The organism is Hymenobacter caeli (genome assembly GCF_013294115.1).
Classification (GTDB): Bacteria; Bacteroidota; Bacteroidia; order Cytophagales; family Hymenobacteraceae; genus Hymenobacter; species Hymenobacter caeli.
Genome location: NZ_JABSNP010000012.1, coordinates 114,659 through 139,713 on the forward strand (window position 1 = coordinate 114,659; position 25,055 = coordinate 139,713).

The window sequence follows — 25,055 nt, forward strand, 5'->3', positions numbered from 1 at the left end:
TTTCATGGTTAAAAAGCGGTTGGCGTCAGCGCCCGGGCTAGGCATTGGTGGCCAGTGGAATGGCTTGTTGTAGCGCGGCCACGTCGGCCGGGGTAATGGCGGGCGTGGCCCCTTGGTGGGTGGCCACCAGGGCCCCGGCGGCGCAGGCAAACCGCAGGCATTCCTGCGGCGGCCGGCCGGCCAGCCAGCCCGTGAGCAGGGCCGCCAGAAAAGCGTCGCCGCTGCCGATGGTGTCCGCCACCGCCACCGGCACGCCCGGGCTGCGGTACAGGTGGCCAGCGGTCCAGAGCAGGGCCCCGTCGGCCCCTTGCGTCACGCACACGGCTTGTAAGCCGAAGCGGGCGGCCAGCCACGCCGGGGCCTCGTCGTCGGCGCTTTTGCCGAACCAGTCCATGATTTCGGCCAGCTCGTGGTGGTTCATTTTCACCAAATCGCAGTGTTCGAGCAGGTACTGCACCACTTCGCGGGTGTAGTGCGGGGGCCGCATGTTCACGTCGAACACGCGGCAGCGGGCGCTGGGCAGCAGCCGGTACAGGGTTTCGCGGGTGGTGGCCTGGCGGGCGGCCAGGCTGCCGAACACCAGCATGTCGGCCCCGGCCACCACGCGGGCCAGCGCCTCGTCGTACTGGATGTAGTCCCAGGCCACGGGCTGCGCAATTTTGTACACCACCTCGTGGCGGTCGCCCACGTTGGCCTTCACCACGCCGGTGAGGTGGGTGTGGCCGCGCTGCACGTAGCCGGTAGCAAGGCCGCGGGCCGCCAGGAAATCCAGCAGCTCGGTGCCCAGGTCGTCGTCGCCCACGCGGCTGATGAGCTGCACGGGCTGGCCCAGCTGGTGCAGGTGCACGGCCACGTTGAAGGGGGCCCCGCCGGGCTGCTTGCCGGTGGGCAGCATGTCCCACAGGGTTTCGCCGAAGCACACGACGTTGTTCATAAAAAAGCGGCGTAAGAGGAGGAGGAAAAACGCTGGCCCGGCAGCGGCCCTAGTGCAGCACCAGGGCCTTGTCGGCGGCTTCGAGGGTGGTGCCCTTGGTTTCGGGCATCATCTTCCACACGTACAGCAGCTGCAGCACCATCATGGCGCAGAAAAAGGCGAACGTGTTGCCCCCACCCAGCTTCTCGGTGAAGTAGGGAAACGTGAACGTGATGGCGGCGGCCATCACCCAGTGCGTGCTCGAGCCCAGCGCCTGGCCCTTGGCCCGCACCGCGCTGGGGAAAATCTCGGAGATGAACACCCAGATGACGGCCCCCTGCGAGAAGGCAAAAAAAGCGATGTACCCGAACAGCAGCACCGGCACGGTGTAGCCGCTGAACTGCCGGGCGTAGAAGGCCCGCGCCACCAGCCCCAGGGTGAAAATCAGCCCGACCGAGCCGACGAACATGAGTTTGCGCCGCCCAAACCGGTCGATGATGTTGACGCCCAGCAGGGTGAAGACGAAATTGACCAGCCCCACACCCGCCGACGAAAGCAGCGCCGCGCCCTGGCCCAGCCCGGTCATCTCGAAAATGCGCGGGGCGTAGTAAATGATGGCGTTGATGCCCGCCAGCTGGTTGAACATGGCGAAGAGCACCGCCAGCAGCACCGGCTGCCGGTACTGCGGGGCCCACAGCGACTCGCCGGGGCCCTGCTCGGCGGCGTTGGCCAGCAGGATGGTGGCCACGTTGGCCTCGGCCGTGGCCGGGTCGATGCGCTCGAACACGGCGCGGGCCTCGGCCACGCGGCCCCGGCGCAGCAGCCAGCGCGGGCTTTCGGGGATGCGGAACAGCAGCAGGAAAAACGCCAGGGCCGGCACGGCCTGCACGCCCAGCATCCAGCGCCAGGCGTCGGGGCCAATGTTTTTGAGCAGGTAGTTGGACAGGTACGCGGCCAGGATGCCGAACACCACGTTGAACTGGAACATGCCCACCATGCGGCCCCGCGAGGCCGGCGGCGACACTTCCGAGATGTAGAGCGGGGCCGTGACCGAGGAGGCCCCCACGCCCAGCCCGCCCAAAAAGCGGAACACCATGAACGGCACCCAGGCCGGCGACAAAGCCGCGCCCACCGCCGACGCCAGGTAGAGCACCGCAATCCAGCTCAGGGTGGTGCGCCGCCCGAGCCGGTCGGACGGAAGGCCCCCAAAAATGGCCCCGAACACCGTGCCAATTAAGGCGATGGCGATGGTGAAGCCGTGCTCCCAGGGGCTCAGGCCCCACACCTGCTGAATGGCCTTCTCGGCCCCCGAAATCACGGCCGTGTCGAACCCGAACAGGAAGCCGCCCAGCGCCACGACGATGGCCCAGAAAAAGACGTTGTTTTTCATGGGAATTCCAGTTGAGATAAGTGTTGGCAAGGTAGCCGGTAATCGGCAGCAACGCCCCAGCTTACGAAGCGGCAAGGGGGGGCACTACGTAGCAGATTGCCGCCGCCGCGCAAAGCGCAAACCTTCGATTGGCGCGGCACAAACGGTTTTTCGGGCGGACGCGCCCGGCCGGCCGCGGGCCAGTGCCCGATATTCGTGGGCAACGTTCTGGACACGGAAAGTGGCTTGCCCGCGCGTTGCCCTAGCGTGGGACGCACCTGGCTCGCCAGGCGCTCAGCTTTTGGGGAAGGCCCGTATCGCATACAGCCAAAAAAGCCCCAAATCGTGCGATTTGGGGCTTTTCAAAGGGGGTTTAGCAAGCAAACGGTGGAGCTGCAGGGATTCGAACCCTGGTCCAGACAAGGAAATCGACGTGCTTTCTACGTGCGTATCTATGCTTAGATTTTCGAGGCGTTTCAGGCGCACATCAGGCCCTTGAAACGCCCTTAGCTGCAGTTGGGCTTCGCCCCCGAATCACAGCTCTTCGGAGGCTAGTTTCTACTTGCGACGCGCCGAACTCCCAGGTGTAAAAACCGACCCGGGCGGCACGATGGCATTACCTAATTCTGAACTAGGCAGCCATGGCGTACGAATAGTCGCCAGTTGTTGTTTGGGCGATTTTTTAACGGGAGAGCTTCGACCAACTCCCGGCACGCTTACCCGCGAAGTACACAAGCTGTCAATTCCGGTCAGCCCCAGTAATTAAGAAGAACGAGTTTCCGCCGCGGGCCCCCGAGGGGTTCGTTGGCGGGCCGCGAAGGTACGCGGGACGGAGTAAACGCCGGGCGGCGACGAAAGGTTTCGGGCCCCGGGCCCGGCCGGCACCGCGCCGCAAACCCGCCGGCCGGGCTTTTAAACGCCCTGTTTTCGGGGTAACTTTGTAGGAAGTCCTATGGAGAATTTTGTCGTTTCGGCCCGGAAGTACCGTCCCGCCACCTTCCGCAGCGTGGTGGGGCAGCAGCACGTCACCACCACCCTGCAAAACGCCATCCAGAGCCAGCACCTGGCCCAGGCGTTCCTGTTTTGCGGCCCGCGCGGCGTGGGCAAAACCACCTGCGCCCGCATCCTGGCCAAAACCATCAACTGCACCAACCTCACGCCCGAAACGGAGGCCTGCGGGGTGTGCGCCTCGTGCGTGGCGTTCCAGGAAAACGCTTCTTTCAACGTACACGAGCTGGACGCCGCCTCCAACAACTCGGTAGAGGACATCCGCTCGCTGGTGGAGCAGGTGCGCTACCCGCCGCAGGCCGGCAGCCGCTACAAAATCTACATCATCGACGAGGTGCACATGCTGTCCAATCAGGCCTTTAACGCCTTTTTGAAGACGCTGGAGGAGCCGCCGTCCTACGCCATCTTCATCCTGGCCACCACCGAGCGCCACAAAATTATCCCCACGATTTTGTCGCGCTGCCAGATTTTCGACTTCAGCCGCATCCGGGTGGACGACATGCGCCAGCACCTGCGCTACGTGGCCACCCAGGAGGGCATTGCCGCCGAGGACGACGCCCTGCACCTGCTGGCCCAAAAGGCCGACGGGGGCCTGCGCGACGCGCTGTCGATGTTCGACCAGATGGTGACGTTTGCCGGCAACCACCTGACCTACAAGGACGTGGTGCAGAACTTGCACGTGCTGGACTACGACTATTACTTCCGGCTGGTGGACGCGCTGCTGGGCGAGGACCTGTCGGCCGCGCTGCTCTTGCTAGACGAGGTGGTACAGCAGGGCTTCGACCTGCACAACTTCGTGGTGGGCACCGCCGAGCACCTGCGCGGCCTGCTCGTGTGCAAAGACGCCGTGACGGTGCAGCTGCTGGAAGTGTCGGACGGCATCCGCAAGCAGTACGTGGCCCAGGCCCAGGCCGCGCCCCTGGCCTTCGTGCTCTCGGCCCTGAACCTGGTGAGCCAGTGCGACCGGGACTTCAAGCAAGCCAAAAACCAGCGCCTGCACGTGGAGCTGGCGCTCATGAAGCTGGCCTATCTGAACGGGGCCGTGCAGTTTGTGCGCGACGTGAACGGCCCGGAAGCCGCTAAAAAAAAAACTAGCGGCCTAGCCGAGGGCCCCGCGGCCGAGGCCCCGGCGCTGCCGGTGGCCCCGCATGCAACCGCCCCAGTACCCGCGGCCCCGCCGTCATTAGCCCCAACCCAGCCAGAACCCATTGCTCCAGCCTCGCGGGCAGAGGCAGAGTACCAGGCACCAGACACCAGGCACCAAGCACCAAGCACCAAAAGCCAGGCACCCATAACCGCGCCCGCCCCGGCCGACGGCCCCGAGCCGCTGCCCGTGGAAAACGGCGTGGACGAGCTGCACGACACGCCCAGCATCGAGGCCGATTTGGCGGTGGCCGAGACCGGGCGGCACCAGCTGCGCGACACGCTGCCGCACGTAGAAATCGGGGCCCCGAGCATGGAAGGCCTGGAGCCGGAGCCCCGGCCGGCCCCGCCGTCGCTGCTGAACCTGGCGGCCGGCGGGGGCAGCAGGCTGCCCAGCCTCCAGGATTTTGGCACGCGCCCGACGGGCCCGGCGGCCCAGGCCGTGGCCGAGCCGCTGCCTGCGTCCGGCCCGGTGGCCCCCGTGAACGAGGCCCTGCTGCAACGCGTGTGGCGCGAAATGGCCGAGGAGCGCCGCGCCCAGGACCGCATGAGCGAGTACACGCTCCTGAACCGGCCCGTGGCCGCGGGCCCCGACCACCGCATCGAGCTGACGGTGGACAACCCTGTGCAGGAGGACCAGTTCAACGACATCCGCACCGAATTTTTGGCCGAGCTGCGCCGCCGCACCGGCCACCCGCGCCTGAACGTGGTGCCCGTGGTGGCGCAGGCCGCCCCCACGGCCCGCAAGCTGTATACCTCCACCGACAAGTTTGAGTACCTGGCCGAGCGGTTTCCGGCCCTGCGCGAGGCCAAGCAGCGGCTGGGGTTGGAGGCTGATTTTTAGGGGCTACCGGGGGCCTCAACGGGTTGGCAAAACCCGTAAAAACCGTTTTTTATTCCCCTATCGGCCAGCTACCTTTGTTTTTTCGTCCTGAAGCTAGCTTTTGCCCACCCATTTCGTGAAAAAATCCCATTTGCTGTTGCTGCCCACGCTGGCAGTGTTGGGGCTGGCCACTACTGAATGCCGCACCAGCCAGCCCACCGCAGCCACAACAGCGCCCGCCGCGCCCGCGCCGCCCGTAGCCGCCAAAACCTACCCCTACGAAACGGCCCCCAACGACCCGCTCAGCGCCCGCGTGTACCACCTGGCCAACGGGCTGACGGTTTATTTGTCGGACTACAAAAACGCCCCCCGCATCCAAACCTACCTGGCCGTGCGGGCGGGCTCGAAGAACGACCCGGCCACCGCTACCGGCCTGGCCCATTACCTGGAGCACATGGTGTTCAAGGGCACGTCGCGGCTCGGCACCAAGGACTGGAGCAAAGAGAAACCCGAGCTGGACAAGATTGAGGCCCTGTACGAGGTGTACCGCGGCGAACGCAACGACCCCGCGGCCCGCAAGCGCACCTACCACCAGATTGACTCGATTTCGGGGGTGGCGGCCCGCTACGCCGTGCCCAACGAGTACGACAAGCTGATGGGCAGCATCGGCTCGAAGGGCTCCAACGCCCACACCTCCAACGAGGAGACGGTGTACCAGGAAGACATTCCGAGCAACCAGCTCGAAAAATGGGCCGCCGTGCAGAGCGAACGCCTCAAGGAGATGGTGCCGCGCCTGTTCCACACCGAGCTGGAGGCCGTGTACGAGGAGAAAAACCGGGGCCTGGACAACGATTTCAGCAAGGAGTTTGAGACGCTGAACGCGGCGCTCTACCCCACGCACCCCTACGGCACCCAAACGACTATCGGCACAATTGAGCACTTGCAAAACCCGTCGATTGTTGAGATTAAGAAGTATTTTGGCCAGTACTACGTGCCGAACAACGTGGCCCTGTGCCTGAGCGGCGACCTGGACTACGACCAAACCATTCGCCTGATTGATCGGTATTTCGGCGAGCTGCCGAGCAAGCCGGTACCGGTTTTCACGTCGCCGGTGGAGCAACCGATTGCCGCGCCCCTCGTGAAGGAAGTGGTGGGGCCCCAGTCGGAAAACGTAATGCTGGGCTACCGCCTGCCCGGCAAAGCCACCCGCGACGCGGTGCGCCTGCGGATGCTGGACAAAATCCTCACCAACGGCCAGGCCGGCCTCATCGACCTCGACCTGAACCAGCAGCAGAAAGTGCTGCAAGCCGCCTCGTTCACCGACCTCAACGACGACTATTCTACGCACGTCATCTACGGCACGCCGCGCCAGGGGCAGTCGCTGGAAGCGGTGAAGGGCCTGCTGCTGGCCGAGCTGGACAAGGTGAAGCAGGGCCAGTTCCCGGATTGGCTGATTCCGGCCATCGTCAACAACGAAAAGCTTCAGCGCACCAAGGCCTACGAGAGCAATGAAGCCCGCGCCGGGGCCCTGTACGAAGCCTTTATTGAGCGCGTGAGCTGGGCCGACTACGTGAAGCAGCAGGACGACTTCGGCACCCTCACGAAAGCCGAAATCGTCAAGTTTGCCAACGACAACTACGGGCCCGGCTACGCCACCGTGTTCAAGCGCACCGGCAAGGACGTGAGCACGGTGAAGGTGGTGAAGCCGGCCATCACGCCGGTGCCGGCCAACCGCGACGCGGCCTCGGCCTTCTACACGCAGGTGTCGAAGCTGCCGAGCACGGAGCTACAGCCGGTGTTCGTCGATTACAAGAAGGACATTCAAACGGCCGAGATTAAGCCAGGGCTGCCGCTGTATTATACTAAAAACACCGAAAATGGGCTGTTCAGCCTGTTCTACGCCATCGACCTGGGTACCAACAACGACCCGCTCTTGGACGTGGCCACCGACTACCTGCAATACCTGGGCACCGGCCAATATTCGGCGGCGCAGCTGCAACAGGAGTTCTACAAGCTGGGCTGCTCGTTCGCCGTCAGCAGCGGGCCCGACCGGGTGCTTATCAGCCTAAGCGGACTGGATGACAACCTGGAGCCGGCTCTGAAGCTATTTGAGCAATTGCTCAACAGCCCGCGTCCCGACGCGGGGGCCCTGAAGAGCCAGGTGGCCGGCATCCTCAAGCAGCGCCAGGATTCAAAGCTCAACAAGGGCGTGATTCTGAACCAGGCCATGCTGAACTACGCGAAGTATGGGCCCCGGAATCCGTTCACCAATATTCTGAGCGAAAAGAAGTTGAATGCGTTGAAGCCCGAGCAGCTAACCGCGCTGCTCCAGAAGCTGCCGACGTACCAGCACCGGGTGCTGTACTACGGGCCCCGGCCTGTCGAGGCCACCGTAGCCGTACTGCGTACCGAGCATCAGACGCCTGCCAAGCTCCTCCCCGACCCGGCCGCCAAGGACTTCGCGGAGCAGCCGTTGAAGGAGAAGAAAGTTTATTGGGTGGACTACAACATGGTGCAGGCCGAAATCCTGTTCCTGACCAAGGGCGACTTGTACGACAAGGCGATGGTGCCCACGGTGAGCTTGTACAACGAATACTTCGGCGGGGGCATGGGCAGCATTGTGTTCCAGGACTTGCGCGAGAGCAAGGCCCTGGCCTACTCGGCCGCCTCGCGCTACGCCAACGCCGACAAGCTGGGCCGCTCCAACTACATCGTGAGCTACATCGGCACCCAGAGCGACAAGCTGCCGGAGGCCATGAGCGGCATGGAAGCCCTGTTTACCGACATGCCCCTGGCCGACGCCAACCTGGAAATCGCCAAGCAGAGCATCCGCAACAGCATCGCCACCGACCGCATCACCCACGAAGGCATCCTGCTGAGCTACGAGCGGGCCCGCCGCCTGGGCCTCGACTACGACCTGCGGCGCGACGTGTACGACCAGACCCAGAAGATGAGCTTCGCGGACTTGAAGCAGTTTCAGTCCACGAAGGTGAAGGGCCAGAACCAGGTCATCCTGGTGATTGGCTCCAAGGACCGGCTCAACTTTAAAGAACTCGCCAAATACGGCTCTGTGCAGCAGCTCACGCTGCCGGAAATCTTTGGCTATTAATTTTTTATTCCCCCGTTGGCGGTCCTCGGTGGTCAGGCCGATGACCAGCGCGGCCGCCGCGCCGTAACAACAACCGACCGTTCCCACCTGACAATTGACCCTAAATAACCGACAACCCTTTTCCACATGGCAGAGCAGAAAATCACCATCAAAAACGGCAAACTAAACGTACCCGACAAACCCACTATTCCTTTCATCGAGGGCGATGGCACGGGCCCGGACATCTGGCGCGCCTCGCAGCTTGTATTCGACGCGGCCGTGGAGAAAGCCTACGGCGGCAAAAAGCAGTTGGTGTGGAAGGAAGTGCTGGCCGGCGAGAAAGCCTTCAAGCAAACCGGCAACTGGCTGCCCACCGAAACCCTCGACGCGTTCCGCGACTACCTCGTGGGCATCAAGGGGCCCCTGACCACGCCCGTGGGCGGCGGCATCCGCTCGCTGAACGTGGCCCTGCGCCAGGAGCTGGACCTGTACGCCTGCGTGCGCCCCGTGCGCTACTACGACGGCGTGCCCTCGCCGGTGAAGCACCCGGAGCTAACCGATATGGTCATCTTTCGCGAGAACACCGAGGACATCTACGCCGGCATCGAGTACATGAACGGCACGCCCCAGGCCCAGAAAATGCTGGAATTCCTGGTGGACGAGATGGGCGTGAAGAAGATTCGCTTCCCCGAGTCGTCGTCGTTCGGCATCAAGCCGGTGAGCAAAGAAGGCACCGAGCGCCTCGTGCGGGCCGCCATCAAGTACGCCCTGGAGCACAAGAAGCCGTCGGTGACGATTGTCCACAAGGGCAACATCATGAAGTTCACCGAGGGGGCCTTCAAAACCTGGGGCTACGAGCTGGCCGAGAAGGAGTTCGGCTCCAAGGTGTTCACCTGGGCCCAGTACGACAAAATCGTGGCCAAGCAGGGCGTGACCGTGGCCGACGCCCTGCAAAAGCAGGCCCAGGACCAGGGCAAGCTCATCGTCAAGGACAGCATCGCCGATGCCTTCCTGCAACAGATTCTGCTGCGCCCCGCCGAGTACTCGGTGGTGGCCACCCTGAACCTGAACGGCGACTACATCTCCGACGCGCTGGCGGCCATCGTGGGCGGCATCGGCATCGCCCCGGGGGCCAACATCAACTACGTGACGGGCCACGCCATCTTCGAGGCCACCCACGGCACGGCCCCCAAGTACGCCAACCTGGACAAGGTGAACCCCGGCTCGGTCATCCTTTCGGGGGTGATGATGCTGGAGCACATGGGCTGGAAAGAAGCTGCTGAACTCATCAACAAGGGTTTGGAGGCTTCCATTGAAAGCAAGCGCGTCACCTACGACTTCGAGCGTCAGATGGAAGGCGCTACCCTGCTGAAATGCAGCGAGTTCGGGGCCGAGATTGTGAAGAACATGTAGTGGCTTGGCAGCTGCTCGGGCAATCATAAGAAACCCGCGTTGGCTTTGGCCGGCGCGGGTTTCTTTGTGAAAATACCTTCTTATTTAAAATCAAAACATCTTTCAAAAACATTCACTGCTTTTTTGCAACTACATATTCGGCAAAGCCCAGCAAATCCCAAAATATACTGGGAACTACCCTTTTGTATTTAATTAAATTATGAGGGATTTTAAACGGAATCAGCAAGATATTGTGCCAACGCCGTTGCACACCCCCGGCTATTACTCGAAACTTGTTACGCATAAACATATTATAAAATTCTTGCAGCGAATAAATACGGACGTGGGTATCATCATCAAAAAAATTCAGCGTGCCCTTCATCTTGGGCAAAGTAGTAGAATGATAACCAGGAAATTCCACGTATATCATACCTCCTACCCTGAGCTTGGGCAATAATCCTTCAATCACGGCATCTCCATTTGCCAAGTGTTCCACAACGTGCGCCATGACGATAAAATCGAAATAATTATTCGGGATAGCGTCAAAATTCAGTGCTTCCAAATTCATTTCGTAGAATGCCGTCATCAGCCGAAAATCATTTTCGTCGTTATGGTAGTTCTTATCCATATCGACCCCATGGTATTCACAAGCTGGGAACCATTTTTTAGTGTTCGAGGCGGAGTGATTACCAGCGCCGATGTCTAGTAGCCTAAATGGCTGGTCATCATAAAACCGCTCTATGAATCTGAATTTGGATGGCAGCAAAATAGGTCGCAACAATTTCATATTATTTTGAAGTAGCAGCAATCAAAGTAGGAGGGGAATCGAAAATAGTCACCAAGTCTTGACCTGAAAATTTCGCTTTGTTCCACGTTATCCCTAGCAGTCTAGCCGCAATGGATACTGGCCGCAGCTTCTTTTTGATGGAAACAAGCAATGGGGTGACGACCAGACCGGTTGCGCCAAACAACGATTTTTCGGCCCGCAATGCTGAAATAAGGCCACGTCGGCACAATTATACACCTGCGACGGCTGTTTCGTCCGCACCCGGGCAGTTGCGTTGCTCATCGGCTGCAAGGTTACCGGCTAAACAACGCTCGCCGGAGCTGGCGGCTTTGCTGAGGATGCTACGGCCCGCGCAACGCCACGCCCCACGCGGCCGGGGCGTTTCCTTACCGCACGGCCAATCGTACCTTTGCCCGGTATGCCACCACTCTCCCACCGCGGCCAGGCCATGCCGGTGTCGCCGTTTCGCAAGTTATTGCCCTTTGCCGAGGCTGCCAAGCAGGCCGGCAAGGTCGTTTATCCGCTCAACATCGGCCAGCCCGACGTGCTCACGCCGCCCGAAATGCTGGACGCGGTGCGCCACGCCGACCTCACGATTTTGGGCTACGCGCCCGGCGCGGGCACCGAGAGCTACCGCCACAAGCTGGCGGCCTACTACCAGCGGGCGGGCATCCCGGCGCGGTTCGAGGACGTGATGGTGACGACGGCGGGCAGCGAGGCCATCCTGTTCGCGATGCTTACCTGCCTCAACCCCGGCGACGAAGTGATTGTGGCCGAGCCGTTTTACGGCACGTACACAGCGTTTGCCATCGCGGCGGGCGTGGCCATCGTGGCCGTGACGGCGCACATCGAGGACGGCTTTGCCCTGCCGCCGCTGGCCGATTTTGAGGCCGTCATCACGGAGCGCACCCGCGCCATCCTCATCTGCAACCCCAGCAACCCCACCGGCTACGTGTACCGGCGCGACGAACTGGAGGCCCTGCTGGGCCTGTGCATCCGCCACGACCTGTACCTGCTCTCCGACGAGGCCTACCGCGAGTACTGCTACGACGGGGCCGTTTCGACCAGCGTGCTGAGCTTGGCCGGCGGCGAGCAGCACACCGTGGTGCTCGACACCATCTCGAAGCGCTACAGCGCCTGCGGGGCCCGCGTGGGGGCCCTCGTCACGCGCAACCCGGCCGTGTGGCAGGCGGCCCTGCGCTTCGGGCAAATGCGCATCTGCCCGCCGGTGCTGGAAATGCTGGCCGCCGAGGCCGCCGCCGACTTGCCGCCGTCTTACTTCGACGGCACCCGCGCCGAGTACCAGGCCCGGCGCGACCTGACCGTGGCCCGCCTGCGGGCCATGCCGGGCGTGACCTGCCCCGTGCCGGGCGGGGCGTTCTACGTGGTGGCCCGCCTGCCCGTAGACGATGCCGAGAAGTTCGGGCAGTGGCTGCTGGAAGAATTTACGCTGGACAACCAAACGCTGATGCTCTCGCCGGCCAACGGCTTTTACCACACCGCGGGCCTGGGCCGGCAGGAAGTGCGCCTCGCCTACGTCATCAACCGCACTGCCCTCGACGCGGCGTTCGACTGCCTGGCCCAGGCGCTGCGCGTGTATCCGGGCCGCACTGCGCAACTTGCGGACGCGGCCGCCGTAGCGACGGCTTGATTACCGCTCCTTATTTTTTGTGCCCATGACTCCCGTTTCGCCTCCCACCCAAGCACCGGCTGCCCTGCCTACCCACGACTACTCCGCCCCGTTGCGTGTCTGGCACTGGGGCAACGCGCTGCTGGTAACGGGCCAGCTGCTGACCATTCTATTTTTGAAGGTCATCGTGAACGCTCGCTCGGCCATCCCAGAATTTATTAAGGCGGGAACCAAGGACGGCGTGGTGCCCACTGAACAGCAAGGACGGGCGTTTGCTCACATTATCAGCGACCGAATCTGGGACTGGCACATCGCCATCGGGCTGGCGCTGGCGGCGTTCTGGCTGCTGCGCGTGGCCCTGGAACTACGGGGCCCTGCCGAGGTACGCTTCTCAACGCGCCTGCTGCTGGTGGCCCGCAAGTACCGCCTGGCCCCGCCCGCCGACAAGGGCGACGCCCGCCACGACCTGTTTGCGAAGGCTACTTACGCGCTGTTTTATGCTTTTTTGACCGTCATGGTCATCACTGGCTTGGCCCTTACCTGGGCTGACGACGTATCATTTCTGCACAGTATTGAGCACACGGTGAAAGAAGTGCACAACGTGACCATGTATTTGATTATTGGCTTCTTCGTGCTGCATTTGGCCGGCGTGTTGTGGTCGGAAATCACCGAGGACCACGGCCTTATCTCGCGGATGGTCAGCGGCATCAAAGCCGGCAACCAGCGCGCTTAGCCACGGCAGCCCCCGGGGCCCTGCATGCGCTTGGCTCACCGCGACGCTGCGACGCCGGGGCCCTGATTACCAGGCCAGCGCCCTTTTGAGCCCTTGACTACACGCGAAAAGAGCGGCTCCCGGGAGCCGCTCTTTTCGCGTGGGCAGGAAGCAACGGTCGCTTACTTATTCAGCGGCTTGTCCTCGGCCTTCTGCGTGGAGCTTTGGATGGTTTGCAGCTGCATGGGGTTGGGCTGGGTCGGCAGCGACTGCTGGAACAGCTCGAAGCGCGAGGCCACGGGCTGGCGCGGGTAGGCGTTGTTGTTCAGGTCGGTGTCGGCGGTTTGCAGGTAGGGGTCGAGCACGAAGCTCACCACCGGCTTGCTCGTAGTGACGACTTTGGTGACCAGCTCGTTGTTCTTGCGCCACAGCTCGACGGGGATGTTCTGGATTTCCTGGCTGCCGTCGGCGTAGGTGAGCTGCAAAATCACCGGCATCACGAGGCCCCCCACGTTGTGCAGGCTCAGCTCGTAGAAGTTGGTGTTGTCGCGCAGGCGCTGCTGCTGGGCGGGCGTCAGGGTTTTGGTGTAGGCGGTGTAGCGGGCGCGGTCGGCGTCGGTCACGGCCAGCGGGTCGTAGCTGTTGTAGAAGTCCTTGAGGTCGGGCTTCTCGTCCACCACCGTCTGCTTGATGTCCTGGGCGTTGCGCTGCTGCGACACGGTTTGGGGCTGGGCTTCGCGCAGCTTTTGCAGGCGCGTGTTTTCCACGCTCGGGTCCTTGGTGCTCACGTTGTAGTACTTCACCGCGTCGATGCTCAGGTCGCAGCGGTCGGTGCCGTAAAACCAGCCGCGCCAGAACCAGTCGAGGTCCACGGCCGAGGCGTCTTCCATGGTGCGGAAGAAGTCGGCCGGCGTGGGGTGCTTGTAGGCCCAGCGGGTGGCGTAGGTTTTGAAGGCGTAGTCGAACAGCTCGCGGCCCATCACCGTTTCGCGCAGGATGTTGAGGGCCGTGGCGGGCTTGCCGTAGGCGTTGTTGCCGAATTGCAGCACCGATTCCGAGTTGGTCATAATCGGGGTTTGCAGGCTCTTGTCGGTGCGCATGTAGGCCACGATGTCCTTGGGCTCGCCGCGGCGCGAGGGGTAGTTGCGCTCCCACTCCTGCTCCGTCAGGTACTGGCAGAAGGTGTTCAGGCCCTCGTCCATCCACGTCCACTGCCGCTCGTCGGAGTTCACAATCATCGGAAAGAAGTTGTGGCCCACTTCGTGGATAATCACCGAAATCATCCCGTATTTCCGGTCGGCCGAGTAGGTGCCGTCGGCCTCGGGCCGCCCGCCGTTAAAGCACAGCATGGGGTACTCCATGCCACCCACCGGGCCGTGCACCGAGATGGCCACCGGGTACTGGTAGGGGATGGTGAACTTGGAATACGTGCGGATGGTGTGGGCCACCACTTCGGTGGAGTACTTGCCCCACAGCGGGTTGCCTTCCTTGGGGTAGTAGCTCATGCACATCACCGGCTTGCCGTCCTGCTGGATGCCCATGGCGTCCCAGATGAACTTGCGCGAGCTGCACCAGGCGAAGTCGCGCACGTTTTTGGCGGCAAACGTCCAGGTTTTGGTACCGGTGGGGTGGCCGCCTTCGCTCTTTAAGGCCTCGTCCGGGCTCACGATGAGCACCGGCTTTTTGGCCCCCACGGCCTGGCGCAGGCGGGCCTGCTGGGCGCTGCTGAGCACCTGCGCGGGGTTTTGCAGCGTGCCGGTGGCCCCCACCACGTGGTCGGCCGGGGCCGTAATACTCACGCGGTAGTCGCCGAAGGGCAGGGCAAACTCGCCGTTGCCCAGAAACTGCTTGTTCTGCCAGCCCTGGAAATCCGAGTACACGGCCATGCGGGGGTAAAACTGCGCGATTTCGTAGAGGTAGTTTTTGTCCTGCGGGAAGTACTCATAGCCGCTGCGCTCGTTGATTTTCAGCTGGTCGTTGATGTTGTAGCGCCAGTTGATTTTGAGCGACACCGACTGCTTGGGCCCCAGCGGCCGGGGCAAATCCACCCGCATCATGGTGTGGTTGATGACGTGGGCCAGGGCCTTGCCGTCGGCCGCCGTCACGGCTTCGATTTTGAAGCCGCCGTCGAAGTCGCGCTGCACCATGTTGTCCACCGCCTGGAACGCCACCCGCGTGTCGAGCGCGGCCACCTGCGTGGCGGTGGTGATGGAGTTCTTGTCGAGGATGTTCTGGTCGAGCTGCACCCAGAGGTAGGGCAGCGTGTCGGGCGAGAGGTTGGTGTAGGTGATGGTTTCGCGGCCCGAAATGGCCTGTTTGGCGTCGTCAAGCGTCACGGCGATGGTGTAGTCGGCCCGCTGCTGCCAGTAGCTGGGGCCCGGGGCCCCGCTGGCGGTGCGGTAGCTGTTGGCGGTGGGCAGCAGCGTTTCGAGCTGCGCGAACTTGTCGGTGCCGGAGTTGGTGAGCTGCGCGTGGGCCGCCGGGGCGGCCAGCAGCAGGAGCAGCACGGCCTTCAAAGAGGAAAAACGGGGCATAAACCGGGGAGTAAGTTTCAACAAAACGGACGAGGCGGCAAGATTGGTAAAGGTGGCAAATTACGCCCGCGAGTTGCAGGAACCTTGGCCGCGCCGTATTATTTCCCGCCTCAAGCATATTTCTGCTGAAGCAGCAGCAGCGCCGCCACGCCCAGGGCCGCCCCGCTCACGGCCAGCACCCAGTCGCGCCGGCCCACCCCGAACCCGCGCAGCAGCAGGGCCCCCAGCAGCAAAATGGCGGCCACCACCAGCACCTGGCCCAGCTCCACACCCACGTTGAAGGCCAGCAGCTCCAGCACCGGCTTGCTGTGCTGGCCCAGCAGCGCCCGCAGGTAGTTGGAAAAGCCCAGCCCGTGAATCAGCCCGAACATAGCCGCCAGCGCGTTGGGAGCGGCCCACAGCACCGGTTCCGGGACCCTGCGCCGGGGCTGGTCGGCCCGCCCCGCCCGGGCCAGGTTGAACACGGCCGCAGCCATGATGGTGACCGGAATCAACGCCTCGATAACCGTCGGCGGAAACGCGACGACGCCCAGCGTGGCCAGCGCCAGCGTGAGCGAGTGCCCCACGGTGAAGCTCGTGACCAGCGCCAGCACCCGCCGCCAATCGGCCAGCACGTAGGGCGCGCACAGCGCCAGCAGAAACGTGAGGTGGTCGGTGGCCCGCGGGCTACAGATGTGCAGGAACCCCAGGTGCAGGTAGGTTACGAATGTGCTCATGCAAAAAATCGGAATTACTGCAAAAGTCTGGTAACTTGCCGGAAATCCTGGTCTATTCGCATTTTTAGTATAATTCCGGGTTTGTAAGGTTGCTAATGTGGGCATTGCCAGTTCGGGTTAGGGACCTTAAACTCACGTGCAAGCAGGTTTACAGGGTTTACACCATTGCCGCGACATCGACATGCACCAACCTGACAAATACTTCACCTTTATAATCATTCTATGCTACACCGTTACGTACTGGTATTTTTGCTATTGCTAACATTTACCTCGGCCCACAGCCAAACTTCTATTGCCGGAGCCGGCGAAGTTCCTGTGCTGCTCAGTCGCCAAGACACGGCGCGCGCCGTGCACGAGCTATTCCAGAGCCGGCGCGGTGGCGGGTTCGGGTGGCTGGCCTTTGGTGGGGCGGGCATGGCGGCTTCCATCATCCCCGCCCAGCAAACTACCAGCGCTGGCGTCTGGACGCCCGGCGTGGTCGTTGGCTCGGTGCTGGCGGCGCTGGGCACCAAAAAGCTCGTCCAGTTTGGGTGGGGCCGCGAGCACCGCGTGCTGCGCGACCTGGCGGCCTCGGGCCACCTGCCGGCCGATGTGAAACGCCGCCTGCGCGGCAATTTTGCCCCGCTTCACGGCACAGCTTCCGCCCCCAACCCGTTATTGGCAACCGGTATTTCGTCCGGCGCGCCAACTCCCGCCCTGGCAGGGCCCGACCCAGGCGCTGCCTCCTTAACTCCCACCGCCACGGTTACCGCCCCCGCCCAGGTACTGGCCGATGCCCGGCAGGACACGCTCGACGCGGTGCTTGGCTTGTTTCTGGCTAAGCGGTTGGGCGGGCAATTACCCATTTTGCTGGCCCTGCCCGGGCTGCGCCTGATGACCGGTGCCAGCAACACCAACCTTCCCGCTTCGCCTTACGTGCAGCCGCAAAACAACGACCCGTCCGGCGGGCAAGTGGCCCTTGGCCTGGCGTTGATGACGGGCGGCGTTGCCTACATGTTCATTCACAACGCCCCCTATTCGCAGGCCAAATTCGAGGCCCTGCGCACCAGCTACCTGGCCGGCAGCCCCTTGCCCCCCGCCCTGCGCGACCAGCTGAAAACCAAGCACGTTGCCTCGGGCCGCACCTACCGCGAACGATTGGAACGCAGAGCCGCCCGCCACCGCCGCTGAACCACGAGCATTGCGGTAGCTTTCTTTAGCTCAAACCCCGCTGCCCCCAGGCGCCGCCGCGTTGGCAACGGTACCTTGTGCATACCTGCCCAATCCCAATCGTTTTTCGAAGCCGCTTGCCTGCGCAAAGTCCCTGAACCAACGCATGGCCCGCGAAGAAATGGCGGTTCAATGATGACGGGGTTGATTGATTGAAGCAGGGCCCAAAGCGCAGGCAGTGCCAATGGGGCATCCTTCACCGGCTCCAGGTCCTCAATAGTTGCAACGCTTACGCCGCCCGCACTTCCCTAGCCGCAGTCGGCACCGGCTGAGCCAGTAAGGCGCGGGCGGCGTCTTGGCCGCTAACAAGCGCCGCTTCCACCGTGCCGGCAAACGGGCCGCTGTAGGCACCCTCACCAGCAAAAAACAACGTACCGGCCACGGGCGTAGCCAAAGTCGCTTGCGCCGCCCCAGCGCCCACCGTAGCGTACGAATACGCGCCGTAAACGTGCGGCTCGCGGCCCCAGTTTCGCACGTAGCTGGCGCAGAGCTGCGCTTGCAAGGCTTCGGGCGAAACCGCCAGCAAGGAAGCCAGCGACGCCAGGGCGAGATGCAGCACCGTTTCATCAGGAGCCTCCGCTAGCCGCTGCGCCGCGGGTCCCGCCAGCCAGCCGGTGAGCTGGGGCGTGGCGGCGGGCCATTGGCTCCACCAGGTAGGCACGGCCGCGTCGGAAAGCAGAAACTCCAGCTCCGGCAGCCGCTCAAGCCAGAAGGGCGTGCGAAACTCCAGGACGATTTTGATGACCGAGCCAAAGCCCAGCTGCGCTGCGGCGGCCCGGTGCGCGGCCACCTCCGGCACAAAGCCGAGGTGGCCAGCTTGTCCGGGGCCCCGCGGCCATACCCCCAGCGGCACCGTGCACAGCACCTGCTGGGCGCGGTAGGTGGCGCCGGCCTCTGTCACGGCTTCGGCCTGCCCGGGCTGCCACCGAATTTCCCGCACCGGCGCTGCCAGGTGCAATAGGGCCCCCGCCGCTTGCGCTTGCGCCGCCAGCCCGTGCAGCAGCGGCCCGTAGCCCCCCACCGGCCGCAGCGAACCCTGGGCCCCACCCGCGGCCCACTCGTCGCGCATGGCCCATGCGCTCACGCGCTGCGCATCAGCCGCGTCGTAGCCTTCGGCAAACTGCGTGGCGAAGGTTCGCAGCGCCGCGTGCTCGGGCCCCGGGAATTCGCGGGTCAGGAAATCAGCCAGCGGCATATCGTGGGCCAAAGCATAGAGTTTCTCCAGCAGCGGGGGCAGCAGTGCGAAGTAGTTGGCCTGCGCCTGCAACTGGCCGCCCTGCACCAGATACGATTCGCCATCGGCTTCCTCCCACACAATACCGGCTTCCGCCAGTAGGGCCCTGGTGAGGGGCACTTCGCCGTGCATAAACTCTGCCCCGGCCTCAATGGCCTGGGTGAAGCCGGGCCCCCCCAGCGTGTGCACGCGCCCGCCAATTCGGTCCTGCGCCTCCACGAGGCACACGCGCCGGCCGGCCCGGGCCAGCTCCCGCGCCGCGAGCAGCCCCGCGGCCCCCGCCCCGATAATCAGCACGTCGGTAGAATAATTATCGGTGTTGGCAGCCATGGTAATGCATATAAAAAAGCCCCGCTAGCAAGCGCTGGCGGGGCTTTTTGTTTGAAATGAAGTAGTCGAATACCTCGTCGGTGGCTTTGGGCCTGGCGCCGGCCTCTTGCAGGCACTGCTGCATCTGGCGGAACTAGACGCCCACGATGCGGCAGATTTCCTTGCACCTTTATATGGAGGTTTGGCGTTACTTTGCAATACAACGCTACCTCATGGACACTGCCCGGCCTTTCTCCGAAACGACTACTTTGGAGCAACAGTTTGACAACCTCGCTCACATGGCCGAGCGGGTTGCATCGCCAGAATTTAAGCGCAGCTTTCGGGATTTTGTGCGCGCACGGGCCCAGGCGGCGCATTCTTCGCTAACGTACCGGGATGCGCAAGGCCGGTTGGTGCAGGAGTGGCCAGATACCGGCCGCATCGACGTACTGGCAGAATAAACGGGTATGCTTTCCCGTCTCCCTGCGTCCCACCGCCGTGGCTGACGCGACGGGAGTAGCGGGCATTTCTTACTTATATTCCCTCGCCCGCCGTGTTGAAAGCATTAGGGTATAATAAATATCTCAAACAAGCTCTGGCATATTAGTAGCACCCAGCTGAAAATATTAATATTTCTTAACTTTTATCTTAAATGTCAGATGAATAATAAGGCTAGTTTTCTTTTAACTATTGCGCTCCTCGCTTTTATATGCACTAAAGTACAGGCACAAGGGATGGAAATCAAGGATTATTTTTTAGCTAATGAAGCAGGTAATGATGATGTACTGAATTGGTTCCTAGTCGGCTACAAAGGCTTTACATACACGGGAGATTTCGGCAAAAACAAGGATGGCTGCAATATAAAACGTTGGACAAAAGATTACTCAGTTATTGAATCCAACGATTGTTATTCTTCCAAAGACGGAAAGAATGAACATATTTTCTTCATTGTAGCGTATTTACCAAAATTAGAATTGCTTCTTTTGGAGAAATCATTGGTAAAGTATTCATTCAAAATGTACAGCAGAGAAACCCTTGCTAGTGGCGTTACGCTTACTACTTGGGTTCCTGACAATGCTAACAGAATTTCATTTATCGCTGTGGAGGAACAAAACGGCACAGCAACAGTGACATTTACGCCCTAGTTTTTTAGGCGCTTAACTAACTGTAAACAAAAAAGCCCCGCTGACTTCATGCCAGCGGGGCTTTCCCATTTTAAAATTTAGCGAATTACACCGCCGGGATTTCCACGTTCTCAAACTTTACCGCGCCGTCTTCCAGCACGGCTTCTACCACGGCGTCTTTGCTCACTTTGCCGGAGAGAATCTCTTTGCTCAGCTCGTTGAGGATAACGCGCTGGAGCACGCGCTTCAGCGGCCGGGCTCCAAACTGTGGGTCGAAGCCCTGCTCGCCGAGGTAATCGAGCACCTCGTCGGTGGCTTCGAGGCTAATGCCGGCTTCTTGCAGGCGCTGCTGAATCTGGCGGAACTGGATGTCCACGATGCGGCGGATTTCCTTGCGCTTGAGGGGCTGGAACATCACGATTTCGTCGATGCGGTTCAGGAACTCGGGGCGCATGTGCTGGCGCAGGCGCTCCACCACTTCGTCGCGGGTGCGGTCCACCACTTCCTCGTGGTTGTACTCGTTCAGCTCCTTGAAGTTCTTCTGGATGATGTCAGCCCCCGTGTTCGAGGTCATGATGATGATGGTGTTCTTGAAGTTCGCCACCCGGCCTTTGTTATCGGTGAGGCGGCCATCGTCGAGCACTTGCAGCAGGATGTTGAACACGTCGGGGTGCGCCTTCTCAATCTCGTCGAGCAGCACCACCGAGTAGGGCTTGCGGCGCACGGCCTCCGTGAGCTGGCCGCCCTCGTCGTAGCCCACGTAGCCGGGAGGGGCCCCGATGAGGCGCGAGGTGGCGTGGCGCTCCTGGTACTCGCTCATGTCGATGCGCACCATGGCGTTCTCGTCGTTGAACAGGTACTCGGCCAGGGCCTTGGCCAGCTCGGTTTTGCCCACGCCGGTGGTGCCCAGGAAGATGAACGACCCTATCGGCCGCTTGGGGTCTTGCAGGCCGGCGCGCGAGCGGCGCACGGCATCCGAAATGGCGGCGATGGCCTCGCTCTGGCCCGCCACGCGCTTGCCCAGCTCGGCTTCGAGGCTGAGCAGCTTGTCGCGGTCCGATTGCAGCATTTTGTTCACCGGAATGCCGGTCCACTTGGCCACTACTTCGGCAATGTCCTCACTGGTCACCACTTCTTGCAGCATCCCGCCGCCGCCGTCTTGGGTGGCGTTTGCCTCGTCCTGCAAGGTTTTCAGGCGCTGCTCGGCCTCCTGGATTTTGCCGTAGCGCAGCTCGGCCACGCGGCCGTAGTCGCCCTGGCGCTCGGCCTGCTCGGCTTCGTTCTTGAAGCGCTCGATGTTCTCCTTCTCGGTCTGGATGCCGGTGAGGACGGATTTCTCGCCTTCCCACTTGGCCTTCAGCGAGTCGCGCTGCTCGTTCAGCTCCGACAATTCTTTGCTCAGTACGGCCTCGCGGTCGTGGTTGTCTTCGCGGCGCATGGCTTCGCGCTCAATTTCGAGCTGCATGATGCGGCGCTGCACCTCGTCGAGCTCCTCGGGCATGGAGTTCATCTCGATGCGCAGCTTGGCGGCGGCCTCGTCCATCAGGTCGATGGCCTTGTCGGGTAGGAAGCGGTCGGTGATGTAGCGGCTGCTCAGTTCCACGGCCGCAATCACGGCGTCGTCGGTGATGCGCACGCCGTGGTGCAGCTCGTACTTCTCCTTGATGCCGCGCAGGATGCTAATGGCGTCGGGCTGGCTCGGCTCGTCCACCATTACGGCCTGGAAGCGGCGCTCCAGGGCCTTGTCCTTCTCGATGTACTTCTGGTATTCCTTGAGCGTGGTGGCGCCGATGGCGTGCAGCTCGCCGCGGGCCAGGGCGGGCTTCAGCAGGTTGGCCGCGTCCATGGCGCCCTCGCCGCCCCCGCCGGCCCCAATCAGGGTGTGGATTTCGTCGATGAAGAGCAGAATCTGCCCCTCCGAGTCGGTCACTTCCTTGATGACGGCCTTGAGGCGCTCCTCGAATTCGCCCTTGTACTTGGCCCCGGCCACGAGCAAGCCCAGGTCGAGGCTCATCAGGGTTTTGTCTTTCAGGTTTTCGGGCACGTCGCCGGCCACGATGCGCTGGGCCAAGCCCTCGGCAATGGCGGTTTTGCCCACGCCGGGCTCGCCCAGCAGCACGGGGTTGTTCTTGGTGCGGCGCGACAAGATTTGGAGCACGCGGCGGATTTCCTCGTCGCGCCCAATCACGGGGTCCATCTTGCCCTGGCGCACCCGCTCGTTCAGGTTGACGGCGTAGCGGTTCAGGCTCTGGTACTGCTCTTCGGCGGTTTGGCTCGTGACTTTGCGGCCCCCGCGCAGCTCCTGGATGGCGGCTTTCAGGTCTTTCTCGCTGAAGCCGCTGTCTTTGAGCAGGGTCGCGGCGGTGTCTTTGCCGCCGAGGATGCCCAGCAGCAAGTGCTCGACGGAGACGAACTCGTCGCCCATCTCCTTCATCTGGGTGTTGGCGCGCGTCACGGCGTTGGCCGCGTCGTTGGCGAGGTAGGGCGAGCCGCCGCTCACCTTGGGGTAAGCGGCCACAATGGCATCGAGGCGCTGGCCAAGGTTGGCCATGTTGGCGCCCAGTTTCTTGCCCAGAAACGCCAGGGTGTTTTCGTCGTTCTGGAGCAGGGCCTTCAGCAAATGGCCCGTTTCGATGGCCTGCTGCTGGTTGGCCCCGGCAATCTCGGTGGCCTTCTGCACGGCCTCCTGTGCCTTGATGGTGAAGTTCTTAAAGTCCATTTTAGTGCTAAGTAGATAGTAGGTGCTTCGGGTTAGGAAGGTCTACGCAAGACTTAGCAAAGCAGGTGCGAGAAGGCTTTTTCGGACTTTTTGACATTAAAAAGTGAACGCAATGATGCATTTACAGACATTCTTTCATTTCAGTAGAATCTATCAAAAATCAAGATTTGCTTTCTGTATTGCTTTCTGCCTCTCTGCTTTCCACTTTTTCTTCCATTTGCCCTGCTTGATGATTTTTTAAAGTTGACTCCGCAATGAATCTCCTACCATCGCTAGAAGTTCTTAATACGGATGCAGTACGCTGGCCTCTTTTTTCATTTTTTTGCTCTATGAGACCAAAGGCAATCATATCAGATGCTATTTTATACATAAGATGGTTAGCCTCACCTGAAGCAACCTGATTGTCTACACCTGTATTAAAAATCCCTGCGTTTGCAGTGAATACATCGAAATAAGATTGTTCAACATCTTTATTCATATTACTGACGCTTTTAGGAATGTTAATTTTTTCATTGAGCAATAATTGCTTCAGTTGCTCATAGTTTAAAATACCAAATAATTCTTTAGATACCTTGTTATTTTTCGATAATAACTCCTTTTTAAGAATAGTATTTTCGTTTTGCAATAATGATAGCTGCTTGAGTAACGAGGACATATCCGGCACATCCTCGTATCTAATCCAACCCTTCAAGTTAAATCTACTCTGTATATCAAGCAACGATTCAAGGACTGCCAACTTGATTTCAGTATTATTATTAAAGAATCTGCATATTTTCGAAAGAACTAGTTCTTTGAATTGATTATATTTTTTGATATCATCCCTCTCTATTACATCTAGCCCATTTTTCTTCACTTTTGCTTTTAACAAAGAATCGGAAACCACTATAGAAAAAACGGGTTTATTTTTCTCTACAGCGTACCTATACTCTATTTCAGTATAGGATAAGCCAGATTTTTTTTCAATAGATCCATAACGTCCACCTAAGATGAGCATATAGACGTCGGATTCATCTATCCATCTTTTAATAATTTCTAACTGCGACTCATTACCTGCCGAAAACAATTCCATTCCAGCTGAAATATGTCCAGACCTAAGTACAGCTTCTACAGCTGCTTGTCGCTCCAACTGTAAATCTGAAAAAGTAGAGGAAATAAAAACTTGCAATTTATTCTTCATGATCATTAAAATTAGTACAGAGCACTCCACCCTTTCTAATTATTCAAGGCGATACTAATGCGCAACGGCAAGCTACTGCAGAACATCTAACTCCCAACTGCGGTAGTAAACCGGCGTTAAAACCAATAGGGGCCCCACTCACCCACGCGCTTCGTATCAACTGCCCATATGAAACTGAACACCCTTGCTGCCTTCTATGACGCGCTTGCCCCGGGCCCCGAGTCCGCCGTGGGCGTGTTGCCGCCGCCGGACATGGGGCAAGGCGTGGGGCATTTCAACGTGTTCTCCTTGGCGGAACCCCGCGGGGCGCCCCCGATGACGTTTAGCCGGCGGGAGTATTACAAAATCACGCTTTGCCGCGGGCGCAGCCAGGTGGAGTGTGCCGACCAGGCCCCGCACGTCGGCGCCAACACTTTGTTTCTGGTGACGCCGCGCGTGCCGTACCGGTGGCTGCCGCTCACCGAAGATTTCACCGGCTACAGCTGCCTCTTCGACTCTTTTCTCCCGCCTGGATCGGGGTAGTGCTGGCGGAACTTGGCGCACGTTTGCAGTTCACCGCTGCGCAATGGTGGGTAGTGTGCCTCCGCTGCCGCGCAATGGTGAGCTACGGCAAACTTGCTATTTCGCCTGGTGAAAGCGATGGGCCGCAATGAAAAGCGTTTCTCCAGCCACCTGAAATACCAAGGCGGTGCTGGTGGCTGGTGCGCCGCAACCAGAAGGCGCGGAAACGCTGGTAGTTATTTGTTTCGCGATTGTTTCTCCGCATCAGCGTTGTAGTGCATTTTACCCATTTTCCGCATTTGCTTGCGTTCCTCATGGTTCATGCCGGGCACTTTCGCGTCGCGGCGGGCGGCGCGGGGGCTGCCAGCGTCGCGGGTGGCGGGCGTGCTGAAAGGCGCACTACCCGGCACGGTAGCAGGCGTTATGGGAACGCCCGTTGTCGGCGATGGCACCCCATTCGGCGCTACTGCTCCCGATGGCAGCACGGTTTGGGCCAGGGCAGCGCAGGTGCTGTAAGCAAAGAGGCCGGCTAAAAACAGAAAGTTTTTCATAAGAAAAGTGGGTAGAGGATGAGTGTTCACGCGCTGAGCAGTTGTTCCAGAGCGGGCAGTAAGTCAGCTAGTTACTGGCGTTGGTTGGGGACGTATGTCCGCCCCTGCCAATTGGG

18 protein-coding genes and 1 other RNA gene are annotated in these 25,055 nt (G+C 60.9%); 9 read left to right on the forward strand and 10 right to left on the reverse strand.

Annotated elements, in window-relative coordinates:
• Positions 1 to 37 precede the first annotated feature (37 nt).
• The 3 genes from HNP98_RS13680 to ssrA all read right to left on the reverse strand — a co-directional run bounded on the left by HNP98_RS13680 (position 38) and on the right by ssrA (position 3,039).
• Positions 38 to 934 (reverse strand): carbohydrate kinase family protein, encoded by an 897-nt coding sequence (locus tag HNP98_RS13680; RefSeq protein WP_173810643.1) that lies wholly within the window; start codon positions 932 to 934, stop codon positions 38 to 40.
• Between the two features lie 49 nt (positions 935 to 983).
• On the reverse strand, positions 984 to 2,303 hold the full coding sequence (locus HNP98_RS13685; protein ID WP_173810644.1) for a sugar porter family MFS transporter: 1,320 nt from the start codon (positions 2,301 to 2,303) through the stop codon (positions 984 to 986).
• Between the two features lie 364 nt (positions 2,304 to 2,667).
• Positions 2,668 to 3,039, reverse strand: a transfer-messenger RNA (tmRNA) gene (gene ssrA, locus HNP98_RS13690).
• Between the two features lie 195 nt (positions 3,040 to 3,234).
• Here ssrA and HNP98_RS13695 point away from each other — a divergent pair.
• The 3 genes from HNP98_RS13695 to icd all read left to right on the forward strand — a co-directional run bounded on the left by HNP98_RS13695 (position 3,235) and on the right by icd (position 9,757).
• Complete coding sequence (locus HNP98_RS13695; RefSeq protein ID WP_173810645.1) at positions 3,235 to 5,277, forward strand: DNA polymerase III subunit gamma/tau; 2,043 nt, start codon at positions 3,235 to 3,237, stop codon at positions 5,275 to 5,277.
• 115 nt (positions 5,278 to 5,392) lie between these two features.
• Positions 5,393 to 8,365, forward strand: a complete 2,973-nt coding sequence (locus tag HNP98_RS13700) for a M16 family metallopeptidase (RefSeq protein ID WP_317171107.1) — start codon at positions 5,393 to 5,395, stop codon at positions 8,363 to 8,365.
• Between the two features lie 126 nt (positions 8,366 to 8,491).
• A complete protein-coding gene (icd, locus tag HNP98_RS13705) occupies positions 8,492 to 9,757 on the forward strand; it encodes an NADP-dependent isocitrate dehydrogenase (RefSeq protein ID WP_173810646.1) in 1,266 nt (421 codons plus the stop codon).
• 112 nt (positions 9,758 to 9,869) lie between these two features.
• Here icd and HNP98_RS13710 read toward each other — a convergent pair whose 3' ends face one another.
• On the reverse strand, positions 9,870 to 10,523 hold the full coding sequence (locus HNP98_RS13710) for a class I SAM-dependent methyltransferase (protein WP_173810647.1): 654 nt from the start codon (positions 10,521 to 10,523) through the stop codon (positions 9,870 to 9,872).
• A 418-nt stretch (positions 10,524 to 10,941) separates the two neighbouring features.
• Here HNP98_RS13710 and HNP98_RS13715 point away from each other — a divergent pair, with 418 nt between their 5' ends.
• Both HNP98_RS13715 and HNP98_RS13720 read left to right on the forward strand, forming a co-directional pair.
• On the forward strand, positions 10,942 to 12,174 hold the full coding sequence (locus HNP98_RS13715; protein WP_173810648.1) for a pyridoxal phosphate-dependent aminotransferase: 1,233 nt from the start codon (positions 10,942 to 10,944) through the stop codon (positions 12,172 to 12,174).
• A gap of 25 nt (positions 12,175 to 12,199) precedes the next feature.
• A complete protein-coding gene (locus HNP98_RS13720) occupies positions 12,200 to 12,886 on the forward strand; it encodes a cytochrome b/b6 domain-containing protein (RefSeq protein ID WP_173810649.1) in 687 nt (228 codons plus the stop codon).
• A gap of 161 nt (positions 12,887 to 13,047) precedes the next feature.
• Here the strand turns inward: HNP98_RS13720 and HNP98_RS13725 are convergent, their stop codons facing one another.
• Positions 13,048 to 15,399, reverse strand: coding sequence for a M1 family metallopeptidase (locus HNP98_RS13725; protein ID WP_173810650.1), 2,352 nt, complete (start codon positions 15,397 to 15,399; stop codon positions 13,048 to 13,050).
• Between the two features lie 110 nt (positions 15,400 to 15,509).
• Positions 15,510 to 16,115 carry a HupE/UreJ family protein gene (locus HNP98_RS13730; protein WP_173810651.1) on the reverse strand — a complete coding sequence of 202 codons (606 nt, stop codon included), beginning with the start codon at positions 16,113 to 16,115 and terminating at the stop codon, positions 15,510 to 15,512.
• Positions 16,116 to 16,337: 222 nt separating this feature from the next.
• Between HNP98_RS13730 and HNP98_RS13735 the strand changes: the two genes are divergently transcribed.
• The gene (locus HNP98_RS13735; RefSeq protein ID WP_173810652.1) at positions 16,338 to 17,285 is read left to right on the forward strand and encodes a hypothetical protein; all 948 of its coding nucleotides are present in this window, start codon (positions 16,338 to 16,340) and stop codon (positions 17,283 to 17,285) included.
• 268 nt (positions 17,286 to 17,553) lie between these two features.
• On the opposite strand, the gene HNP98_RS13740 is transcribed toward HNP98_RS13735, so the two are convergent.
• The gene (locus HNP98_RS13740) at positions 17,554 to 18,888 is read right to left on the reverse strand and encodes a flavin monoamine oxidase family protein (RefSeq protein WP_173810653.1); all 1,335 of its coding nucleotides are present in this window, start codon (positions 18,886 to 18,888) and stop codon (positions 17,554 to 17,556) included.
• 212 nt (positions 18,889 to 19,100) lie between these two features.
• Between HNP98_RS13740 and HNP98_RS13745 the strand changes: the two genes are divergently transcribed.
• Both HNP98_RS13745 and HNP98_RS13750 read left to right on the forward strand, forming a co-directional pair.
• Entirely contained in the window at positions 19,101 to 19,328 is a 228-nt protein-coding gene (locus tag HNP98_RS13745; protein WP_173810654.1) for a hypothetical protein, read from the forward strand.
• Between the two features lie 198 nt (positions 19,329 to 19,526).
• Entirely contained in the window at positions 19,527 to 20,012 is a 486-nt protein-coding gene (locus HNP98_RS13750; RefSeq protein ID WP_173810655.1) for a hypothetical protein, read from the forward strand.
• Positions 20,013 to 20,097: 85 nt separating this feature from the next.
• Here HNP98_RS13750 and clpB read toward each other — a convergent pair whose 3' ends face one another.
• Together clpB and HNP98_RS13760 are read right to left on the reverse strand one after the other, a co-directional pair.
• Complete coding sequence (gene clpB, locus HNP98_RS13755; RefSeq protein ID WP_173810656.1) at positions 20,098 to 22,710, reverse strand: ATP-dependent chaperone ClpB; 2,613 nt, start codon at positions 22,708 to 22,710, stop codon at positions 20,098 to 20,100.
• Between the two features lie 160 nt (positions 22,711 to 22,870).
• Positions 22,871 to 23,887, reverse strand: a complete 1,017-nt coding sequence (locus HNP98_RS13760) for a DUF4062 domain-containing protein (RefSeq protein WP_173810657.1) — start codon at positions 23,885 to 23,887, stop codon at positions 22,871 to 22,873.
• Between the two features lie 168 nt (positions 23,888 to 24,055).
• On the opposite strand from HNP98_RS13760, the gene HNP98_RS13765 reads away from it, so the two are divergent.
• Positions 24,056 to 24,409, forward strand: coding sequence for a hypothetical protein (locus HNP98_RS13765; protein WP_173810658.1), 354 nt, complete (start codon positions 24,056 to 24,058; stop codon positions 24,407 to 24,409).
• Positions 24,410 to 24,624: 215 nt separating this feature from the next.
• Here the strand turns inward: HNP98_RS13765 and HNP98_RS13770 are convergent, their stop codons facing one another.
• Positions 24,625 to 24,939, reverse strand: a complete 315-nt coding sequence (locus tag HNP98_RS13770) for a hypothetical protein (RefSeq protein ID WP_173810659.1) — start codon at positions 24,937 to 24,939, stop codon at positions 24,625 to 24,627.
• Positions 24,940 to 25,055: the final 116 nt, after the last annotated feature.

Bases quoted from the DNA above. Each gene is read 5' to 3' on its own strand.
- HNP98_RS13680 (WP_173810643.1), bottom strand. From the start codon at position 934: ATGAACAACGTCGTGTGCTTCGGCGAAACCCTGTGGGACATGCTGCCC.
- HNP98_RS13730 (WP_173810651.1), bottom strand. From the start codon at position 16,115: ATGAGCACATTCGTAACCTACCTGCACCTGGGGTTCCTGCACATCTGT.
- HNP98_RS13740 (WP_173810653.1), bottom strand. From the start codon at position 18,888: ATGGCTGCCAACACCGATAATTATTCTACCGACGTGCTGATTATCGGG.
- HNP98_RS13735 (WP_173810652.1), top strand. From the start codon at position 16,338: ATGCTACACCGTTACGTACTGGTATTTTTGCTATTGCTAACATTTACC.
- HNP98_RS13720 (WP_173810649.1), top strand. From the start codon at position 12,200: ATGACTCCCGTTTCGCCTCCCACCCAAGCACCGGCTGCCCTGCCTACC.
- HNP98_RS13725 (WP_173810650.1), bottom strand. From the start codon at position 15,399: ATGCCCCGTTTTTCCTCTTTGAAGGCCGTGCTGCTCCTGCTGCTGGCC.
- HNP98_RS13760 (WP_173810657.1), bottom strand. From the start codon at position 23,887: ATGAAGAATAAATTGCAAGTTTTTATTTCCTCTACTTTTTCAGATTTA.
- HNP98_RS13695 (WP_173810645.1), top strand. From the start codon at position 3,235: ATGGAGAATTTTGTCGTTTCGGCCCGGAAGTACCGTCCCGCCACCTTC.
- HNP98_RS13745 (WP_173810654.1), top strand. From the start codon at position 19,101: ATGGACACTGCCCGGCCTTTCTCCGAAACGACTACTTTGGAGCAACAG.
- HNP98_RS13750 (WP_173810655.1), top strand. From the start codon at position 19,527: ATGAATAATAAGGCTAGTTTTCTTTTAACTATTGCGCTCCTCGCTTTT.
- HNP98_RS13765 (WP_173810658.1), top strand. From the start codon at position 24,056: ATGAAACTGAACACCCTTGCTGCCTTCTATGACGCGCTTGCCCCGGGC.
- HNP98_RS13685 (WP_173810644.1), bottom strand. From the start codon at position 2,303: ATGAAAAACAACGTCTTTTTCTGGGCCATCGTCGTGGCGCTGGGCGGC.
- clpB (WP_173810656.1), bottom strand. From the start codon at position 22,710: ATGGACTTTAAGAACTTCACCATCAAGGCACAGGAGGCCGTGCAGAAG.
- icd (WP_173810646.1), top strand. From the start codon at position 8,492: ATGGCAGAGCAGAAAATCACCATCAAAAACGGCAAACTAAACGTACCC.
- HNP98_RS13715 (WP_173810648.1), top strand. From the start codon at position 10,942: ATGCCACCACTCTCCCACCGCGGCCAGGCCATGCCGGTGTCGCCGTTT.
- HNP98_RS13710 (WP_173810647.1), bottom strand. From the start codon at position 10,523: ATGAAATTGTTGCGACCTATTTTGCTGCCATCCAAATTCAGATTCATA.
- HNP98_RS13770 (WP_173810659.1), bottom strand. From the start codon at position 24,939: ATGAAAAACTTTCTGTTTTTAGCCGGCCTCTTTGCTTACAGCACCTGC.